Raw genomic sequence first — 16,793 nt, 5'->3', positions numbered from 1 at the left:
ATGATTTCACAACGTTTCGCATTAGCAATATGTTTTTTAGTTAGCATGTTGCTTCCTGTACCAAATTTATTTTCTCAAGAGAATATTGAACCTAAAATTGATGTCTTAGCATCTGAGGCATACAAAACTGATGAACCTGGAGTTTCAATTTTAGTCGCCAAAAATGGTAAAGTCATTTATCAAAAAGCTTTTGGTAAGGCAAGTCTTGAATTAGATGTGCCAATGACTCCAAATCATGTTTTTGAAATTGGTTCAATTACCAAACAGTTTACAGCAATTGCTATTTTAATGCTACAAGAGCAAGGTAAACTAAAGGTTAATGACGACATTACTAAATACATACCTGATTACCCAACTAAAGGCAAAACAATAACCATTCATAATTTATTAAACCATACTAGTGGCATTAAAAGTTATACAAACATTCCTAGTTTTAGGCAATTTGCAGCTAAAGACATGAGTCCTAAAGAACTTATAGATGTTTTTAAGGATGAGCCTATGGATTTTAATCCTGGAGAGCAATACAGCTATAACAATTCAGGATATATTCTTTTAGGATACATCATTGAAGTTGTTTCAGGAATGACTTACGAAGACTTTGTTGAAAAGAATATTTTTGAAAAAATAGGTATGACAAATTCCTATTACGGAAGTAAAAAAGAGTTAATTAAAAACAGAGCTTTAGGATATCAAGAAGGTGAAAATGGTTATGAAAACGCAGATTATCTAAGCATGACATTACCTTATGCTGCTGGATCATTAATGTCTACAACCAATGATTTACTTAAATGGCAAAATGCCCTAAACAATTATACATTTATTACTAAAGATAGTTATGAAACAGCCATTCATGGTTCTACACTCAACAATGGCGAGCATATTCCTTATGGTTATGGCTTAGGTGAAAACACTATTAGTGGTTCTCCAAGCATTCAACATGGAGGAGGAATTTTTGGATATACCACTATGGGTATTTACTTACCTGAAGAAGATATTTTCGTTTCTGCATTAAGCAACTGCAACTGTAAAAATGTAACTGATTTAGCGACTAGAATTGCAGCAATTGCCATTGGAAAACCTATACCATCAAAAGCTGATGCAATTACCTTGTCTGAAAATGAATTAAACACTTGGGTTGGTGCTTATGAATTTGATGGTAACATCATTAGACACATTACTGTTGAAAACGGAAAGATTTATAGTTTACGAGAAGGCAGTGTTAAACTTGAAATTTTCCCGTTATCAAAAACACATTTCTTTTTTGAATCTGGTACAACTGCTTACAAGTTTTCCAAAGATGATAATGGTAAGAAACAAGTTATTATGATTAATGGTAACAACGAAACTTTAGGTCATGAAACTGATAAAGCTCCACCAGCCGAAAAAGAAAGCATCACTGTTTCACAAGACATACTAAATACGTACGTTGGTAAATATGAATTACAACCAGAATTTATAATAACCATAACAACCAATAACGAAGGACAATTATTTGCAGAGGCAACAGGTCAACCAAAGTTTGAAGTTTTTGCTGAAGCTAAAGATCGCTTCTTCCTAAAAGTTGTTGCTGCAAGTATTAGTTTTAATGTTGATGATAAAGGAGTCGTTACAGGTTTAACATTGCATCAAAATGGTGCAAATATGCCAGCTAAAAAAGTGGAGTAATTAAGCGTTGTCTTTCATTTTGGCATTTTTATAAAAAAGCACGACCTTCGTCCGGTAGAAAAAACTACTTATGCTTATTTCAAAAACTGTAAGAATTACTAGAATTATTTCTGGTACTTGGAAGCACTTTGTGTTTAATATTATCATTTGTGTTGCCACTTATTTAGTGTACCATTTTTTATTTCATGATCGTATTGAAGTACCTATGCTTTTACCTAGCATTTTAGGTACAGCACTTTCATTTTTTATTGGTTTTAAAAACAATCAGGCTTATGATAGATGGTGGGAAGCCAGAAAAATTTGGGGTGAATTGGTAAACGATTCTAGAACTTGGACAAGAAACATTTTAAGCTATGTAAACCCTAACGAATCCATCAACGGAAACGAGCTTAACAAAATAAAGCGACAAGCTGTTCATAATCATATTGCATTTGTATATGCACTTAAAAAAGGACTTCGATCATCTGCTGACATGGAATATCGCAACTATCTTACTAGCAAAGATGTTGAAGCAGTAGAGTTGGAAAGTAATGTACCCAATGCTATTTTAAACCTTCAAACCAACCTATTAGAATCTCTTTATAAAAATGGTCTGGTAGATGGTTTTAAATTTATGCAACTTAACCAAACACTTACTAAGTTTTGTGACGAAATGGGAAAATCTGAACGTATTTCAAACACAGTATTTCCTACAAGCTATAACTATTACACAAAACTTTTCATTTGGATTTTTATAGTTTGTGCTACTCTTGTTGCGGCTTCAAGTATTGGACCTTGGTCAATTGTTTTAGGAATATCAATTGGATATGTATTCTTAACTACTTATAAAATTGGATATTCACTCCTAAACCCTTTTGAAGACATTACTTCAGGAATTCCTTTAAATCAAATTTCAAGAACTATAGAAATCAATTTACTACAAGCTTTAGGAGAAAAAGACATACCAGAACCTGTACAAGCTGTTGATAACGAATATATAATGTAACTATGACAGAACAAGATAAACTTTTTATGAAACGTGCCATTGCTATGGCAGATAAAGGAATGAGCTCAAACGCAGGAGGTCCTTTTGGTTGTGTTATTGTAAAAGACGGAACCATCATTGCCGAAGGTCATAACTGTGTAACGTCTACCAACGACCCAACTGCCCATGCTGAAGTTGTTGCTATTCGTAAAGCTTGCGAAGCTTTAGGTAGTTTTCAATTAGACGATTGTATTATTTATACCTCTTGCGAACCTTGTCCTATGTGTTTAGGCGCTATTTATTGGGCAAGACCTAAAAAAGTATATTATGCTTGCAACAAAGTAGATGCTGCTAATATAGGTTTTGATGACCAATTTATATACGAAGAAATTGACAAACCAATAACAGTTAGAAGTATTCCTTTTGAGCAAATGCTACAAGACGAAGGTGTTACCGTTTTTAATAAATGGGCTGGTAAAGGTGATAAAACCGAATACTAAACGCTTAGTCGTTTATCAAAATAGTTTTTTAACCAAGATATTTGAACACATAGCATAATTGCAAACAGCAACATGGCGTAAACAAAAATATTTGAAAACTGTAAGTTAGAAAACAGTTTTGTGAGCGCATTGTCAAAAACTAACGAGAAGTCAATATTAGTGAACCATTCGCTACTAGACTTAGTATTCTTTTGAAAGAGCAAATACGCAACAAACGATAGAAAGCCAATAGATATAACAACCCAAACAGGTTTTGAAATCAAAGGCTTATATCTTGTCGCTTTTGAATACTGAATAGCCTCTACTTGCGACATTACAGCATCTGTAAAATCAAATGAAGGCGACTCTAGTTTTGTATCTTTTAAAACCTTGTCAGTAAACGCTTCAACATATTTATTTTCGTTCTCTTTCATAAGATTCAATTAATTCGGGTTCTAATTTCTGTTTTAAAATTGTCATTAGTTTTTTTCTACTTCTAAACAATTTTACTTTTACATTATTTACTGATAAACCAACCACTTTCGAAATATCTTCGATAGATTGTTCTTCAAAGTAATACAATGTCAATAAAAACGCATCATCATTTGGCAACATTTGTATACACTCTTGTATGGTTTGCCTTCGTTCTGCTTCAACTAAGTTTTCAAAAGCATTATCAATGGTTTTCACCTCATGTTCAGTAAACTCATTAATAGCAACAATATTATATTGTACTTTTTGCTTTTTCAACCTATCTAAGCAATTATTGTAAGCAACTCTATAAATCCAAGTAGACAGCTTTGAGTCTCCTTTAAATTTATGTAAGGACTTAAATACTTTTATAAAAGTATCTTGCGAAACCTCTTCAGCCTCTTCCCTATGCTTTAACATTCGCAACGCCAACGTAAATACCAAGTCCTTGTACTGATTTACCAAAACAGCAAAAGCTTTGGTATCTCCAGCAAGTATTTGATTGATGATGTGTTGGTCGTTGTTGGTTGTCATTTTTGCATTGGACGACAAATCCGAACCAAAGGTTACAGTATAAATTGAAAAATATTTTGGAAAAGTTGTAACCATAATTCAATTCATATCGTCATAGGCTATGAACACTTAAAAATAATCAATTAAAAACAAACCGTTATGGGATCAGAATTTGTAATTATGCCGTTAATGATTGCGGCCGTTTTTGGAATCTTTTATCTTTATTTTTCAACAAGAAACAAAGAACGCTTAGCACTTATTGAAAAAGGAGCAGATGCAAGCATTTTTGTAAAAGGAAGACAACAAGCAGCACCAATTTGGAAAGTTTTAATTTTAAACTTAGCCTTATTATTAATGGGTATTGGTCTTGGTTCTTTTATTGCTTTACTTTTAGAAACCTACACAAGCATTAATGATGGAGGTATTTATCCTGCTTGCATTTTTACAATGGCTGGTTTAGGGCTTTTTGCAGGGTTTAATATGACTAAAAAATTAGACAAAGAATAAAACATTAAAATTACCAACCAAAAACTTAAAACTACTGTTCAATATTGAGCAGTAGTTTTTTTATGATTGAATATTAGATTATGTATCTTTAAGGTTTAATTCAAAAATTCAATCAATGAAAAAAATTCTAGCACTTAGCTGTTTAATTCTAAGTTTTATTGCCTGTAAAGAGGATACTAAAAGTAACCAAACCAATAAAAACGTTGATGTTGTAAATAATGAAGCTTTTGATAAGGTTTTAAAACTTTATCATGAAGATGGACTTAAACTTTACCCTTTAAATGCAACCTCAGCTGGTGACAATAGATATAATGATAAACTACCAAATACCTTATCAAATCAGTTTGAATCTGATGAAAAAGCCTATTACAGTAATTACAAATCTCAAGTTAGTGCTTTTAATAATGATAGTTTATCTGAGAGTCAGCGATTAAGTAAAGCCATTTTAATTTGGGAATGTGATACTAACTTAGAGCGTTTTGAATTTAATGAAGATTTAATGCCTATCAATCAGTTTTGGGCACAACACCTAATTATTGGTCAATTGGCTAGCGGTTCATCTTCGCAACCATTTAAAACAGTTGAAGATTATAACAACTGGTTAAGTCGTTTAGACGGTTACTTACAATGGATGAATTCTGCTGAAGAAAAAATGAAAGAAGGCGTTAAAGCAGGTTATGTGTTGCCAAAATCTTTAATCAAAAAGGTATTACCTCAACTTGATGCTTCAACCACAACCAATCTTGATGAGCACTTATTTTATGCTCCTTTAAAGAATTTACCTGATACGTTTTCTGATGAAGATAAGACTAAAATAACCGAAGCTTACAAAGATATGGTTTTAAACAAAGTTGTGCCTGCCTATAAAAAACTTCACGCTTACATGAGTACAGATTACTTAGCGGCTGGTAAAACTGAAAGTGGCATTTCTGCTACACCTAATGGTAATGAGTATTATCAGCATTTAATAAAACGCTACACTACTACAAACATGACTGCTGATGAAATCCACCAACTAGGGCTTAGTGAAGTAAAGCGTATACTTTCTGAAATGGAAAAAGTAAAGGAACAAGTAGGTTTTGAAGGTGATATTATTGCATTTTTTGACTATGTAAGAACCAATAAAGAGCTTATGCCTTACAAAACTGCAGAAGAAGTTATAGCGCACTTCAATAGAATACATGAGACTATGCAACCTCAATTGGATAAACTATTTAATGTAAAACCAAGAACACCTTTTGAAGTAAGACGCACTGAAGCTTTCAGGGAAGCATCGGCAAGTGCTGAGTACAACCCAGGATCGTTAGATGGTACTCGACCAGGTATTTTTTATGTTCCTGTGCCAAATGCCGAAAATTACAATAACTTCTCTGACGAGTCTTTATTTTTACACGAAGCTATTCCAGGACATCATTATCAAATTTCCTTACAACAAGAAAATAAAGAACTACCAGACTTTAGAAAAACATTGTATTACAGTGCTTATGGAGAAGGTTGGGCTTTATATACTGAATCCTTAGGAAAAGAACTTGGACTATACACAAACCCATATCAATATTTTGGAATGTTAAGTGCTGAAATGCACAGAGCCATTAGACTGGTTGTTGATACAGGAATTCACACCAAAGGATGGACAAGAGAGCAAGCCATAAAATATTCATTAAAAAATGAAGCAGAAACAGAAGCAAGCATTACTGCCGAAATTGAGCGTTATATGGCTATTCCTGGTCAAGCTTTATCCTATAAAATCGGTCAGTTAAAAATTAAAGAATTACGTGCTAAAGCTGAAAAAGAACTTGGTGATGCTTTTAATATTGCTGACTTTCACAATCAAATTTTAGAATCAGGAAACATGCCTTTAGCATTGTTAGAAGACAAAATAAACGCTTGGATAGCAAATAAAAAATAAGGTGTTTAAAACACAGCAACTCATACTATATTTAGGTATTCTTTATTCTGGTTTTGCTGTATCGCAAACCAGAATAAAGGATGCACAAAGCAAAATACCTGTTGCATATGCAACCGTATCTTTTGGCAATGGACATGGTATTTTTGCCGATGATGAAGGTATGTTTGTTTTTAGTAAAAAATTATATCCAGATGTTGACTCTCTGTTTATTTCGGCATTAGGTTACAAAGATGTTTCGATTGCAGCAAACAACCTCTCGGAGACTATTAATTTAGAACCATACATTGACCAATTGGATGAAGTAGTCATTAATGTAACCATCAATAGAAAGTTTAAGGAAGAAACGCTTAAACCGTATTTGGATGACGATTATTACAAGTGCTGGTTACCAACAATAGAATCGGAAATTGCTGTATTTTTTAATAATACCGATTCGCAACTCAAACAAATAAGCACTGTTCACTTCCCTATTACTTTAGAGTCTAAAGACTGGAAAAAGCGCAAACGTTCCAATGCCAACAAACGTGAATTCTCAACGCTGTTTAAAGTAAAGTTTTACAAGAACAATAATGGTTTTCCTGGAGAGGCTCTAACTTATGATAACATTGTGTTTGTAGCTACCGAAAAACATGGTGATGCATACGAATTGGATGTCTCTAAACACAATTTGTTCATTCCTAAAAATGGTTTTTTTGTTTCTATACAGGTTTTAGGTTACACAGATAAAACAGGAAAATTACTTCCTAATAAAAAATACAAGGAAATAAAAACAGCAAGAGGCATTGTAAAAATCCCAACTAATTTTAGACCTCTTTTTCCATTTACTGATGAAATTGAAGCACACAACACCTATATAAAACGTGTGTTTTTAGATAATAATAAGTGGGTACAATTCAAAAAAGGAAGTGGTATTGAATCTAGTTTATTAAAGTCAGACCTTACCAATTATGGTGTAGGACTCACTTATAAAGTATTTAAAGATGAATAACCCTTGGCACTTATACCTTATGGCTGCAATTTATGTTTTTGCAGGCTTTATGCATTTTATAAAACCTAAAATGTATATGCGCATTATGCCCAGGTATTTACCAAACCATAAATTACTGGTGCTTTTAAGTGGCATTGCAGAAATTGCTTTGGGTATTGCCTTATGTATTCCTGTTTTAAAAACTACTGCTGTATATGGCACTATAGCAATGTTAGTAGTGTTTTTACTAGTACATTTTTATATGTTATCAGGTGAAAAAGCAAGTGCTGGCATCCCAAAATGGATTTTAATACTACGTATTCCTTTACAATTTGTATTAATGTATTGGGCTTGGTCATATTTGTAGTTTATGATTACTATTTTAGAATTACAGGTAATTAAACAGAACTCTAAATAAATTATAGAATAAAATGAAAAGAACACTAATCATAATAATGATTTTAGCATCAAGTAACTTATTTGCACAATCTAGTCCGCAAAAATTGATTGACACTTTTTTTGAAACCTATAAGAAAGACGCTGGAAAAGCTGTTAAAGATTTATATGCGACAAATAAATGGACTGAAAGAATAAAAGATGATATTGATAAAATTATTGGAACAGTAAATGGGTTTACTGAAAGTTACATGGGTAAGTATTACGGTCATGAATTAATCACAACTAAAAAGTTTGCTGAAAGTTTTGTTTTATATTCATACCTTGTAAAATACGACCGTCAACCGATTAGATTTATCTTTAAATTTTACAAACCAAATGATGATTGGGTTCTTTACTCATATTCACTTGACGACAGTTTAGATAATGAAATTCAAGAAGCTGCAAAACTGTATTATCTGAATTTAGATAAAGAATAAATAACTATCCATAAAATGTATAATCGTAATTACGAGTGGATTTGACTAGGTCTGAAACTCGTAATTACTAAAATCAGTGATAAACTTAAAATTAATGCATATTAATCTGTAACTGACGATTATAATTGAACCTATTTGGACACAAAAAGACATATACGACCGGTTTTAATAATATTGCTAATTATCACTGCTCTTTTTAGCTTTGTTTTACTTGGAGCAGGTTCTCACGGAAACATCTCAATGAAAAACAAAGAAACTGCTTTAATAATTTACGGTGGACTTGTATTTATATTAACTGCAATTGCAAACTTAATATCAATGCGCAAGAAATATTCTATTCCAATGGGATTTCTATCTTTTACACTTAACCTGATTAGTATTCTGATTTTAACTTACTATCTGATTTTCTCAATCAGATTCAATATCAACGGAGGACATTTCCCTATCTTTTTTCTACTTGTAATTGCATTAGAAATAATAATAGGCGGAAAAATTATCGAAACAGATTTAAAACAACTTAACAAAAACTGGATACAAAAACAGCTATAACTCATCACTAATCCATAAAATAAAAAGCTAAACTCCTCTTGATAGCTTTTAAAAATAAAACGACCAACTAAACTAAAAAAATGGAACCAACCAAAAGAACACTTGAAGCGCAACGTACTGAATTTAAAAACGGTAAGTTTATAGCAACTCCACTTGCAGGATTGATAGCTTGGTTACTAGTTGGAATTTCAGGTCTTACATTATCAGTGCAAACCACTGTTTGGGTATTATTTATTGCAACAGGTAGTATTGTATATTTAGGCATATTTATTTCAAAGTTTACAGGTGAAAACTTTCTGGATAAACAAAAACAGAAAAATGAGTTTGACAAACTGTTCTTTTTTACTGTTGCTCAAGCAGTGTTAGTTTATGCTATTGCTATTCCCTTTTTTCTTATTGATTATACTTCTTTACCACTTACTGTTGGTATTTTAACAGGATTGATGTGGCTTCCTTTTTCATGGATTATCAATCATTGGGTTGGTGTTTTTCATTCGACAACAAGAACTGTTGTAGTTTTAGCATTATGGTATTTATTACCAGAACATAGGTTTGTTGCTATTCCTTTTGCAATTGTGATAATCTATATTATTACGCTAATAATTTTAAAAAACAGGAAAAGAGCATAAAGTCATTAACCGCTACTCCACCTCAAAATCGAAATAAGTATCAGGAAATGGTTCCCAACGCAGTGTAAAGTGCCACCATTCTTTTGAGTAATTTCTAAAATTATGTTTTAGCATAACCTGTTGTAGCAGCTGTCTGTTGGCTTTCTGTTCATCGGTTATACCTTCATAACTCACCCAAGACTGTTGTCCAAAAAAATCATACGGACTTCCCATATCCAATGGCTCATTGGTATTACCATCAATAATGGTTAAATCAACAGTGCTTCCTCTACTATGACCTGATCGTGTGGCAATATATTCTTCTCTAAACAAAAAGCGTTTTTCAACTTCAGGATAAAACTCTTGCTTATTTATAGTATCATTTAAGTCTTTTGCCCAACGCATAAAATGGTTTACTGCACGTTGTGGTCTATAACCATCATATACTCTCAAACAAAGGTTTTGCTGTTGCAATTCATCTTGTACTTTTTTTAAAGCTTCGGCAGACTGCTTGGTTAAAATAAGTGTATTGGCTTTGTAACCTACTATGGTATCTCCAACAAAATTATGTGTACTGTAGTAACGCAGTTCAACATCAATATCTGGGATAATTGTTTTTACATACACAAAACCTTCAGGTAAGTTGGTAGTATCTTGTTTGGTAAAACCAAAAGATATGAGCAATAGAAGGCAAATGATAATTTTGTTTTTCATAATGTATAAGCTAATTTAGAAAAAATTTAGGCTATGACTTTGTTTTTAAACGAAAAAACAACCTTTCAGCTTCCAAATGCTGAACTAATTTATATTCCTAATTTTTATAACAACTCTGAAGCCGACCAGTATTTTAGCAGACTAAGAAAAGTCATATCATGGCAGCAATATGACATTAAGGTTTTTGGTCAAACTTACAAACAACCAAGACTAACTGCATTGTATGCCAACAATACCAAACCCTATGCTTACTCTAACATAACAATGACTCCTTTACCTTTTACTGACGAGTTAAAACGGATTAAAACTGATGTAGAGAAAACTGTTGAGCATCAATTTACATCTGTACTTTTAAACTTATATCGAAATGGTAATGACAGTAATGGTTGGCATGCTGATAATGAAAAAGAATTAGGTAAAAATCCAATAATTGCTTCATTGAGTTTTGGAGCTCAAAGAGCATTTCATTTTAAACACAGACAACTAAAAGACGAAAAACACAAGCTTATTTTAGAACATGGTAGTTTGCTAATAATGAAAGGAGAAATGCAACACTATTGGCTACACCAAATTCCGAAGACCAAAAAAATTATTGGAGAACGCATCAACTTAACATTTAGAACTATAGTATAGCTATAAAAAGAAAAAACCGAGATCCCTCAATCTCGGTTTTCCTAATTTGCTTTTTATTACGGTTGTAGATTTAGGGTCTCTAAGCCAACAACATAATGCAAATATTAATTAATTAATCCATTGAACTAAAAACTAAATTTTAGTACACTTCAAATGTAGAATTATATTTTAAAAAATCTGTTTAAATACATATTAAATCGATGAAATGCATTAAATTTTAACATTTAACGATAAAATAATACGTTTTATCGATAAAATACACTTTAAAAACTTCTGTTTACGTTCTAATATTTTAAATTATTTGTCGTTATACAATCAAACAAATATTGATTTTCTATACTTTTGAAACAGACTTGACAAGATTGAAAAACACAATGAAACACTATATAAATTTTGCAATTGTATTGCTTTTGTTTTCATCAAAAGGATTTTCACAAAATTTTACTGCAAAAGAGATTGCAGTAAATACTCTTATTGAAGGAACTTTACTAGTTCCAAGCGCTGTTGAGCAACCAGCATTAGCGATTATTATCGCAGGATCAGGACCTGTTGACCGAAATGGTAATCAAAACTTTGCAAGAAATAACAGTCTTAAAAAACTTGCTGAAGGCTTAACCAATAATGGTATTGCAACCTTTAGGTATGACAAACGCACCATAAAGTTGATAGCAACAGGAAAGTTGGATAACACTATAATGTTTGACGATTTTGTAACTGATGCCATTGATGTGGTAAACTATTTTAAATCTCAAAACACCTATTCAAAAATTTATATAATTGGTCATAGTCAAGGGAGTTTAATAGGAATGATTGCTGCTGAAAAAGATGTTGATGGGTTTATTTCCATAGCTGGAGCAAGTCAAACCATTGATAAAATCATTATTAAACAAGTAGAGCAAACTGCTCCAGCTTATTTAGAAGACACCAAGAAAATATTTTCGATATTGCAAGAAGGTAAAACCACCAGCAACTACCCTCCTGTTTTGTCTTCTTTTCTGGGTAAAGACATACAACCGTTTATGATAAACTGGATGCAATACAATCCACAAGACATTTTAAAATCTCTACAAATACCTATACTTATTGTAAATGGTACTAACGACTTGCAAGTTGGCGTTGAAGATGCTAACCGACTAAAAGACTCAAATCCTAGTGCTGAGTTGAAGCTAATAGATAAAATGAACCACGTTCTTTTCAGTATTGAAGGTGATGACTTGGTTAATTTTAAATCGTATAACGAATCACATCATAAAGTAACACCAGAGCTTATAGATACCATTTCTGGTTTTATAACAAAGTAATTTCAACATTTTACTACAAACAAAAAGCACCTGAAACCAGGTGCTTTTCTTATTAACTAACCAACCAAATGTAATATTTAACTCGCTTCTAAAGCTATTAATCAATTACACTTATTTAAATACAATAGTCGTGCCAAAAATTATTTTTTTGGCTTCTGTAACAAAAATTAATTTTTGCATACTAATGAGATAAGTTATATCTTTATAATATCATTTTAATATCATTTTAAATTAATCAATCATGAAAGAAGAGAAAATTATCGTTCCAGCTAATGGCTATTTAATGTTATTCCTTTTTTTAGTACTATTCTTTGGAAGCATTGCACTAATATTTATTACAGAAACAGGATGGTCAGCTTTTGGTATTGTTGCTGCATTAATCTTAGCCTTTGGGTTTCTTATGGTACAACCTAATGGCTCTAGAGTTTTATTACTTTTTGGTAAATATGTAGGAACCGTAAAAAAGAATGGCTTCTATTGGGTAAACCCTTTTTACTCTAAAAAGAAGATTTCTTTAAGAGCAAGTAACTTTGATAGCGAACGTTTAAAAGTGAACGACAAGCTAGGAAACCCTGTTATGATCAGTACAATTTTAGTTTGGAGAGTACAAAACACTTACAAAGCAGCTTTTGATGTAGATAATTATGAAAACTTTGTACGTGTACAAACTGATGCTGCTGTTCGTAAACTAGCAAGTATGTATCCTTACGACAATTTTGCCGATGAAGGTCACGACGAAGACATCACACTTCGTTCAAGTGTAAATGAAGTAAGCAACGCTCTAGAAAAAGAAATTGACGAGCGACTATCCATTGCAGGAATTGAAGTATTGGAAGCTAGAATTGGTTACCTAGCGTATGCTCAAGAAATTGCAAATGCAATGCTTAAGCGTCAACAAGCCACTGCTATTGTTGCTGCACGACATAAAATTGTTGAAGGCGCAGTTAGTATGGTTGAAATGGCTCTGGATGAATTAAACAAAAAAGAAATCGTTGAGTTAGACGACGAACGCAAAGCAGCAATGGTAAGCAACCTTATGGTTATATTATGTGGAGACAAAGAAGCTTCACCAGTTGTAAATGCAGGAACTTTAAGTCATTAAGATTATGAAAGAATACAAAGTCATAAAACCAAAATTAGGATGGAGAAACCCAACCGAAAAACTTGAGGAAATCTTAAACAAATATGCAAAAGAAGGTTGGCGTGTCACAACTATTACACCTAATCAACACATTATTTCATTTATAGTTTTTGAACGCGATAAAAATAGATAATGAGAGTTTTTAAAGAAGAACAACGTTTTAATCAATTATGGTTAATTGCACTTATTGCAATAAGTGCAATTATTCCTATTATATTGGTATGCGTTGAATATTTTAAAAACCAAAACTCCATTTCAACTCTAGAACTTATTTTAATAATTCTGCTTCTGATATTTTTCTCAGGACTCATATTTATATTTAAACTCTCCACTAAAATTGACGAATTAGGAATTCATTATAAATTCTTTCCGTTGCATTTAAAATACAACACCATTTCTTGGAAATCTATAAACAACGCCTATATTAGAACCTATGAACCCATTTCAGAATATGGTGGTTGGGGAATAAAAGGTGGTTGGAAAAAATCTAAAGGAAAAGCTATCAATGTTTCAGGTACTATTGGTATTCAACTAGAGTTAGCTTATGGAAAAAAACTACTCATAGGCACAAAAAAGCAAATAGAAGCTGAAAACACTATAGCATATTACAAAACACAGTTAAACCATAGTAACAATGTCTAAAAAGAAAGCCTTTGCACTAAGAATAAATGAAGATATGCTCAAAGCAATTGAAAAATGGGCTTCAGACGAATTTAGAAGTACCAATGGTCAAATTGAGTGGATGCTCATGCAGTACCTTAAAGAAAAAAACAGACAACCAAAACCTAAAAAAAATAACGAGAGCGACACTTAACAATGTCGCTTTTTTATGCGCTTTTATTTTGGTATTTTGCGCCTTTAAATTTTAGTTTATGGACACAACGCAATTAACCGAAGTAAAACCTTTATTCACCCAAGACACTATAGTATTTGGGTTGTTAATGCTAGCATTAGGTTTTGTTTTTTATACTTCCACAAGTGAAAATAGTTTTTGGAAAAAATTCTACAAATACATACCTGCATTATTAATGGCATATATGCTGCCTGCAGCTTTAACTACTTTTGGGATAATTGCTCCAGAATGGGGATTGGAAAACGCCGAAGGCTCATTAGTAGAAGTAACAGGTAAATCTCAAGCCTATTACATTGCTAGTAGATTTATGCTTCCAGCTGCTTTGGTACTTATGACTATTAGTATCGACCTAAAAGCTGTATTTAACCTAGGCTGGAAAGCTCTTGCTATGTTTGGAACAGGTACGTTAGGAATCATAATTGGCGGACCTATTGCTGTATTTTTAATTGCATTAGTATCTCCTGAAACTGTTGGTGGAGCTGGTCCTGACGCTGTTTGGAGAGGTCTTTCTACTTTAGCAGGAAGTTGGATTGGTGGAGGTGCTAATCAAGCTGCTATGTTAGAAATTTATGAATACAATACAGCAAATTATGCAGGAATGGTAATTGTTGATATTGTTGTTGCTAATATATGGATGGCTATCCTTTTATTAGGAATTGGTAAACAAGAAAAAATTGATAAATGGCTGAAAGCTGATAACAGTTCTATTGAAACCCTTAAAGAAAAAGTATCTAGTTATGCTGCTAGTATTTCTAGAAACCCAACATTAGCTGATTTTATGGTGATTTTAGGTATTGCTTTTACTGTTGTAGGAATTGCTCATTTTGGCGCTAATGAAATTTCTGAATTTTTAGTAGCTAACTTCGATGCTGTAAGTGATAAAAAATCTGCTTGGTCTTCGTTTGGATCTCAATTTTTCTGGATGATTACAATAGCTACTATTTTAGGAATCATCTTATCCTTTACCAAGATGAAAAAATATGAAGGTGCAGGAGCCAGTAAAATTGGTAGTGTATTTATTTATATTCTTGTTGCCTCTATTGGTATGAAAATGGATCTTACTAAAATAGTTGACAATCCAGGACTAATTGTGGTTGGTTTAGTTTGGATGGCAATACACGTTGCTTTACTATTTTTAGTAGCAAAACTAATTAGAGCGCCATATTTCTTCTTAGCTGTTGGTAGTAAAGCAAATATTGGTGGTGCTGCCTCTGCTCCTGTGGTTGCTGCAGCCTTTCATCCATCGCTTGCAACTGTAGGTGTTATTCTAGCAGTATTTGGATATGTTGTTGGAACCTATGGTGCTATGCTTACTGCAGAACTTATGAGAATAGTTGCTCCTATAACTTAATTAATGATTTTTTAAATTTTAATATGACAAAACACTTTAAACTTTTTAGCCTTTTAGTAATAGCTTTACTAATTATTTCTTGTGGAGAAAATAAAAAAGACACAAACTTCACTTTAAAAGGCCATGTAACAGGATTAAAAAAAGGTACTGTTTATTTACAAAAGCAACAAGATAGCTTAATGGTAACGCTAGATTCCTTAGCTATTAATGGCAATTCTGAGTTTGAGTTACACAGCGACTTAGAAGAACCTGAAGTTTTGTTTTTAACCTTAGACAAAAACGACAATAACGAAGGCGTTATTGCTTTCTTTGCAGATAAAGGTGTTACTGAAATAAGTTCTACACTTAAAAACTTTAATTATGATGCTCAAATAAAAGGCTCTGAGCAACAAAAACGATTAGACGAATACATAATGATGATGTCTCGTTTTAATGACAAAAATCTTGACCTTATAAAAGAAAATTTTGAAGCTAAAAAAGAAAACGATACCACTAGTTTCGATTTTGACAAAGAATACAATAGCCTTTTAAAGCGTAAATACCTTTACACAATAAATTTTGCTGTAAATAATAAAAACAGTGAAGTTGCTCCTTATTTAGCGTTAAGCGAAATACCAAATACTACGGTAAAGTATTTAGAAACCATATACGATTCGCTTGATGAAAATATCAAAAACTCTAAGTACGGTAAGCAATTAAAAGAAACTATTGAGCAACGGAAATCTGACGAAGAAAACATTGAATAAAATAAATCCCAAACATTACGTTTGGGATTTTTTTTGAGCCGATAGAGGGACTCCCTTCGACTTCGCTCAGGATAAACTTCTCATCCCTATTTAATAGTTTTAAATAAAAAAACTCTAACTGTTTTACAGTTAGAGTTTAATATTAAGAGCCGATAGAGGGACTCGAACCCACGACCTGCTGATTACAAATCAGCTGCTCTAGCCAGCTGAGCTATATCGGCGAAACAGGATGCAAATATAATCGCGAAAATTATATTTGCAAACATTTTTTTCTGTTTTAGCTTAGTTTATTAATTTTTTCGATTAAAGCTCTTCCTTTATCTTCCAACTCTTGGTTGATAGATTTAAAATGTGCTTTCTTATCTTCTACTTTTTTATCGTTCACCTTTGCTATTAAAGAATCAAAAGTTTCTATAGCTTCATCAATAATTGCTTCGCTTTTTTTAGTGTCTTTATCAGTGTTGTTGTATTCCCATACATAAACAGCTTCAATAATATCACCTAAAACGTAATTAATGTCTTTTTTAAGGTTTCTAACGTTTGCCAT

At 32.3% G+C, this 16,793-nt stretch carries 22 protein-coding genes and 1 tRNA gene; 18 read left to right on the top strand and 5 right to left on the bottom strand.

The annotated features are described in order from the left end of the window. The 3 genes from A8975_RS04460 to A8975_RS04450 all read left to right on the top strand — a co-directional run bounded on the left by A8975_RS04460 (position 1) and on the right by A8975_RS04450 (position 3,129). A complete protein-coding gene (locus A8975_RS04460) occupies positions 1-1,665 on the top strand; it encodes a serine hydrolase (protein WP_243832945.1) in 1,665 nt (554 codons plus the stop codon). A gap of 70 nt (positions 1,666-1,735) precedes the next feature. Next, positions 1,736-2,650, top strand: a complete 915-nt coding sequence (locus A8975_RS04455) for a bestrophin family protein (protein WP_131505750.1) — start codon at positions 1,736-1,738, stop codon at positions 2,648-2,650. Between the two features lie 2 nt (positions 2,651-2,652). Next, a complete protein-coding gene (locus tag A8975_RS04450; protein ID WP_134198808.1) occupies positions 2,653-3,129 on the top strand; it encodes a nucleoside deaminase in 477 nt (158 codons plus the stop codon). Here A8975_RS04450 and A8975_RS04445 read toward each other — a convergent pair. Both A8975_RS04445 and A8975_RS04440 read right to left on the bottom strand, forming a co-directional pair. After that, entirely contained in the window at positions 3,126-3,542 is a 417-nt protein-coding gene (locus A8975_RS04445; RefSeq protein ID WP_134198807.1) for a hypothetical protein, read from the bottom strand. The two genes, A8975_RS04450 and A8975_RS04445, sit on opposite strands and share 4 nt — an antisense overlap. Continuing rightward, a complete protein-coding gene (locus A8975_RS04440; RefSeq protein ID WP_317128037.1) occupies positions 3,523-4,188 on the bottom strand; it encodes an RNA polymerase sigma factor in 666 nt (221 codons plus the stop codon). Before A8975_RS04440 ends, A8975_RS04445 begins: the two co-directional genes overlap by 20 nt. A 63-nt stretch (positions 4,189-4,251) precedes the next feature. Here A8975_RS04440 and A8975_RS04435 point away from each other — a divergent pair, with 63 nt between their 5' ends. The 7 genes from A8975_RS04435 (at position 4,252) to A8975_RS04405 (ending at position 9,528) form a co-directional block, all read left to right on the top strand. Then, positions 4,252-4,599: a DUF6249 domain-containing protein gene (locus A8975_RS04435; RefSeq protein ID WP_131505753.1), complete on the top strand. Its 348-nt coding sequence runs from the start codon at positions 4,252-4,254 to the stop codon at positions 4,597-4,599. A 115-nt stretch (positions 4,600-4,714) separates the two neighbouring features. After that, positions 4,715-6,508 carry a DUF885 domain-containing protein gene (locus tag A8975_RS04430; protein ID WP_134198806.1) on the top strand — a complete coding sequence of 598 codons (1,794 nt, stop codon included), beginning with the start codon at positions 4,715-4,717 and terminating at the stop codon, positions 6,506-6,508. A 1-nt stretch (position 6,509) separates the two neighbouring features. Beyond that, positions 6,510-7,496: a hypothetical protein gene (locus tag A8975_RS04425; protein WP_134198805.1), complete on the top strand. Its 987-nt coding sequence runs from the start codon at positions 6,510-6,512 to the stop codon at positions 7,494-7,496. Next, complete coding sequence (locus A8975_RS04420; protein WP_134198804.1) at positions 7,489-7,842, top strand: DoxX family protein; 354 nt, start codon at positions 7,489-7,491, stop codon at positions 7,840-7,842. The genes A8975_RS04425 and A8975_RS04420 overlap by 8 nt, the downstream gene beginning before the upstream one ends. Before the next feature lie 64 nt (positions 7,843-7,906). Next, positions 7,907-8,350, top strand: a complete 444-nt coding sequence (locus tag A8975_RS04415) for a hypothetical protein (RefSeq protein ID WP_134198803.1) — start codon at positions 7,907-7,909, stop codon at positions 8,348-8,350. Positions 8,351-8,485: 135 nt separating this feature from the next. After that, a complete protein-coding gene (locus A8975_RS04410) occupies positions 8,486-8,899 on the top strand; it encodes a hypothetical protein (RefSeq protein ID WP_129759033.1) in 414 nt (137 codons plus the stop codon). Between the two features lie 80 nt (positions 8,900-8,979). Further along, positions 8,980-9,528 carry a DUF7010 family protein gene (locus A8975_RS04405; protein ID WP_134198801.1) on the top strand — a complete coding sequence of 183 codons (549 nt, stop codon included), beginning with the start codon at positions 8,980-8,982 and terminating at the stop codon, positions 9,526-9,528. A 12-nt stretch (positions 9,529-9,540) separates the two neighbouring features. Here A8975_RS04405 and A8975_RS04400 read toward each other — a convergent pair whose 3' ends face one another. Then, a complete protein-coding gene (locus A8975_RS04400; protein ID WP_129759035.1) occupies positions 9,541-10,221 on the bottom strand; it encodes a M15 family metallopeptidase in 681 nt (226 codons plus the stop codon). A 33-nt stretch (positions 10,222-10,254) separates the two neighbouring features. Between A8975_RS04400 and A8975_RS04395 the strand changes: the two genes are divergently transcribed. From A8975_RS04395 to A8975_RS04360, 8 genes are all read left to right on the top strand, one after another. Beyond that, positions 10,255-10,854, top strand: a complete 600-nt coding sequence (locus A8975_RS04395) for an alpha-ketoglutarate-dependent dioxygenase AlkB family protein (protein ID WP_134198800.1) — start codon at positions 10,255-10,257, stop codon at positions 10,852-10,854. 374 nt (positions 10,855-11,228) lie between these two features. Further along, positions 11,229-12,155 carry an alpha/beta hydrolase gene (locus A8975_RS04390; protein WP_134198799.1) on the top strand — a complete coding sequence of 309 codons (927 nt, stop codon included), beginning with the start codon at positions 11,229-11,231 and terminating at the stop codon, positions 12,153-12,155. Between the two features lie 241 nt (positions 12,156-12,396). Beyond that, the gene (locus tag A8975_RS04385) at positions 12,397-13,257 is read left to right on the top strand and encodes an SPFH domain-containing protein (RefSeq protein ID WP_131505761.1); all 861 of its coding nucleotides are present in this window, start codon (positions 12,397-12,399) and stop codon (positions 13,255-13,257) included. A 4-nt stretch (positions 13,258-13,261) separates the two neighbouring features. Then, positions 13,262-13,429 carry a DUF4177 domain-containing protein gene (locus A8975_RS04380; RefSeq protein ID WP_129759039.1) on the top strand — a complete coding sequence of 56 codons (168 nt, stop codon included), beginning with the start codon at positions 13,262-13,264 and terminating at the stop codon, positions 13,427-13,429. Next, a complete protein-coding gene (locus tag A8975_RS14630; RefSeq protein WP_208325354.1) occupies positions 13,429-13,938 on the top strand; it encodes a hypothetical protein in 510 nt (169 codons plus the stop codon). The genes A8975_RS04380 and A8975_RS14630 overlap by 1 nt, the downstream gene beginning before the upstream one ends. Further along, positions 13,931-14,110: an Arc family DNA binding domain-containing protein gene (locus tag A8975_RS04370; RefSeq protein WP_129759040.1), complete on the top strand. Its 180-nt coding sequence runs from the start codon at positions 13,931-13,933 to the stop codon at positions 14,108-14,110. Before A8975_RS14630 ends, A8975_RS04370 begins: the two co-directional genes overlap by 8 nt. Before the next feature lie 58 nt (positions 14,111-14,168). Next, positions 14,169-15,500: a DUF819 domain-containing protein gene (locus A8975_RS04365; RefSeq protein WP_134198798.1), complete on the top strand. Its 1,332-nt coding sequence runs from the start codon at positions 14,169-14,171 to the stop codon at positions 15,498-15,500. A 23-nt stretch (positions 15,501-15,523) separates the two neighbouring features. Next, a complete protein-coding gene (locus A8975_RS04360; RefSeq protein ID WP_134198797.1) occupies positions 15,524-16,246 on the top strand; it encodes a DUF4369 domain-containing protein in 723 nt (240 codons plus the stop codon). A gap of 147 nt (positions 16,247-16,393) precedes the next feature. Here A8975_RS04360 and A8975_RS04355 read toward each other — a convergent pair. Further along, a tRNA-Thr gene (locus A8975_RS04355) sits at positions 16,394-16,467 on the bottom strand. A gap of 56 nt (positions 16,468-16,523) precedes the next feature. Beyond that, positions 16,524-16,793: a hypothetical protein gene (locus A8975_RS04350; protein WP_129759043.1), complete on the bottom strand. Its 270-nt coding sequence runs from the start codon at positions 16,791-16,793 to the stop codon at positions 16,524-16,526.

Source organism: Meridianimaribacter flavus (genome assembly GCF_004366715.1).
Lineage (GTDB): Bacteria > Bacteroidota > Bacteroidia > Flavobacteriales > Flavobacteriaceae > Gaetbulibacter_B > Gaetbulibacter_B jejuensis.
The sequence above is the reverse complement of the archived record's forward strand: the minus strand, read 5'-3'. Positions and strand labels throughout refer to the sequence as shown.

Coding starts and splice junctions, on each gene's coding strand:
- A8975_RS04460 (WP_243832945.1), top strand. CDS start 1: ATGATTTCACAACGTTTCGCATTAGCAATATGTTTTTTAGTTAGCATG.
- A8975_RS04455 (WP_131505750.1), top strand. CDS start 1,736: ATGCTTATTTCAAAAACTGTAAGAATTACTAGAATTATTTCTGGTACT.
- A8975_RS04450 (WP_134198808.1), top strand. CDS start 2,653: ATGACAGAACAAGATAAACTTTTTATGAAACGTGCCATTGCTATGGCA.
- A8975_RS04445 (WP_134198807.1), bottom strand. CDS start 3,542: ATGAAAGAGAACGAAAATAAATATGTTGAAGCGTTTACTGACAAGGTT.
- A8975_RS04440 (WP_317128037.1), bottom strand. CDS start 4,188: ATGGTTACAACTTTTCCAAAATATTTTTCAATTTATACTGTAACCTTT.
- A8975_RS04435 (WP_131505753.1), top strand. CDS start 4,252: ATGGGATCAGAATTTGTAATTATGCCGTTAATGATTGCGGCCGTTTTT.
- A8975_RS04430 (WP_134198806.1), top strand. CDS start 4,715: ATGAAAAAAATTCTAGCACTTAGCTGTTTAATTCTAAGTTTTATTGCC.
- A8975_RS04420 (WP_134198804.1), top strand. CDS start 7,489: ATGAATAACCCTTGGCACTTATACCTTATGGCTGCAATTTATGTTTTT.
- A8975_RS04415 (WP_134198803.1), top strand. CDS start 7,907: ATGAAAAGAACACTAATCATAATAATGATTTTAGCATCAAGTAACTTA.
- A8975_RS04405 (WP_134198801.1), top strand. CDS start 8,980: ATGGAACCAACCAAAAGAACACTTGAAGCGCAACGTACTGAATTTAAA.
- A8975_RS04400 (WP_129759035.1), bottom strand. CDS start 10,221: ATGAAAAACAAAATTATCATTTGCCTTCTATTGCTCATATCTTTTGGT.
- A8975_RS04395 (WP_134198800.1), top strand. CDS start 10,255: ATGACTTTGTTTTTAAACGAAAAAACAACCTTTCAGCTTCCAAATGCT.
- A8975_RS04390 (WP_134198799.1), top strand. CDS start 11,229: ATGAAACACTATATAAATTTTGCAATTGTATTGCTTTTGTTTTCATCA.
- A8975_RS04385 (WP_131505761.1), top strand. CDS start 12,397: ATGAAAGAAGAGAAAATTATCGTTCCAGCTAATGGCTATTTAATGTTA.
- A8975_RS04380 (WP_129759039.1), top strand. CDS start 13,262: ATGAAAGAATACAAAGTCATAAAACCAAAATTAGGATGGAGAAACCCA.
- A8975_RS14630 (WP_208325354.1), top strand. CDS start 13,429: ATGAGAGTTTTTAAAGAAGAACAACGTTTTAATCAATTATGGTTAATT.
- A8975_RS04370 (WP_129759040.1), top strand. CDS start 13,931: ATGTCTAAAAAGAAAGCCTTTGCACTAAGAATAAATGAAGATATGCTC.
- A8975_RS04365 (WP_134198798.1), top strand. CDS start 14,169: ATGGACACAACGCAATTAACCGAAGTAAAACCTTTATTCACCCAAGAC.
- A8975_RS04360 (WP_134198797.1), top strand. CDS start 15,524: ATGACAAAACACTTTAAACTTTTTAGCCTTTTAGTAATAGCTTTACTA.
- A8975_RS04350 (WP_129759043.1), bottom strand. CDS start 16,793: ATGGCAAACGTTAGAAACCTTAAAAAAGACATTAATTACGTTTTAGGT.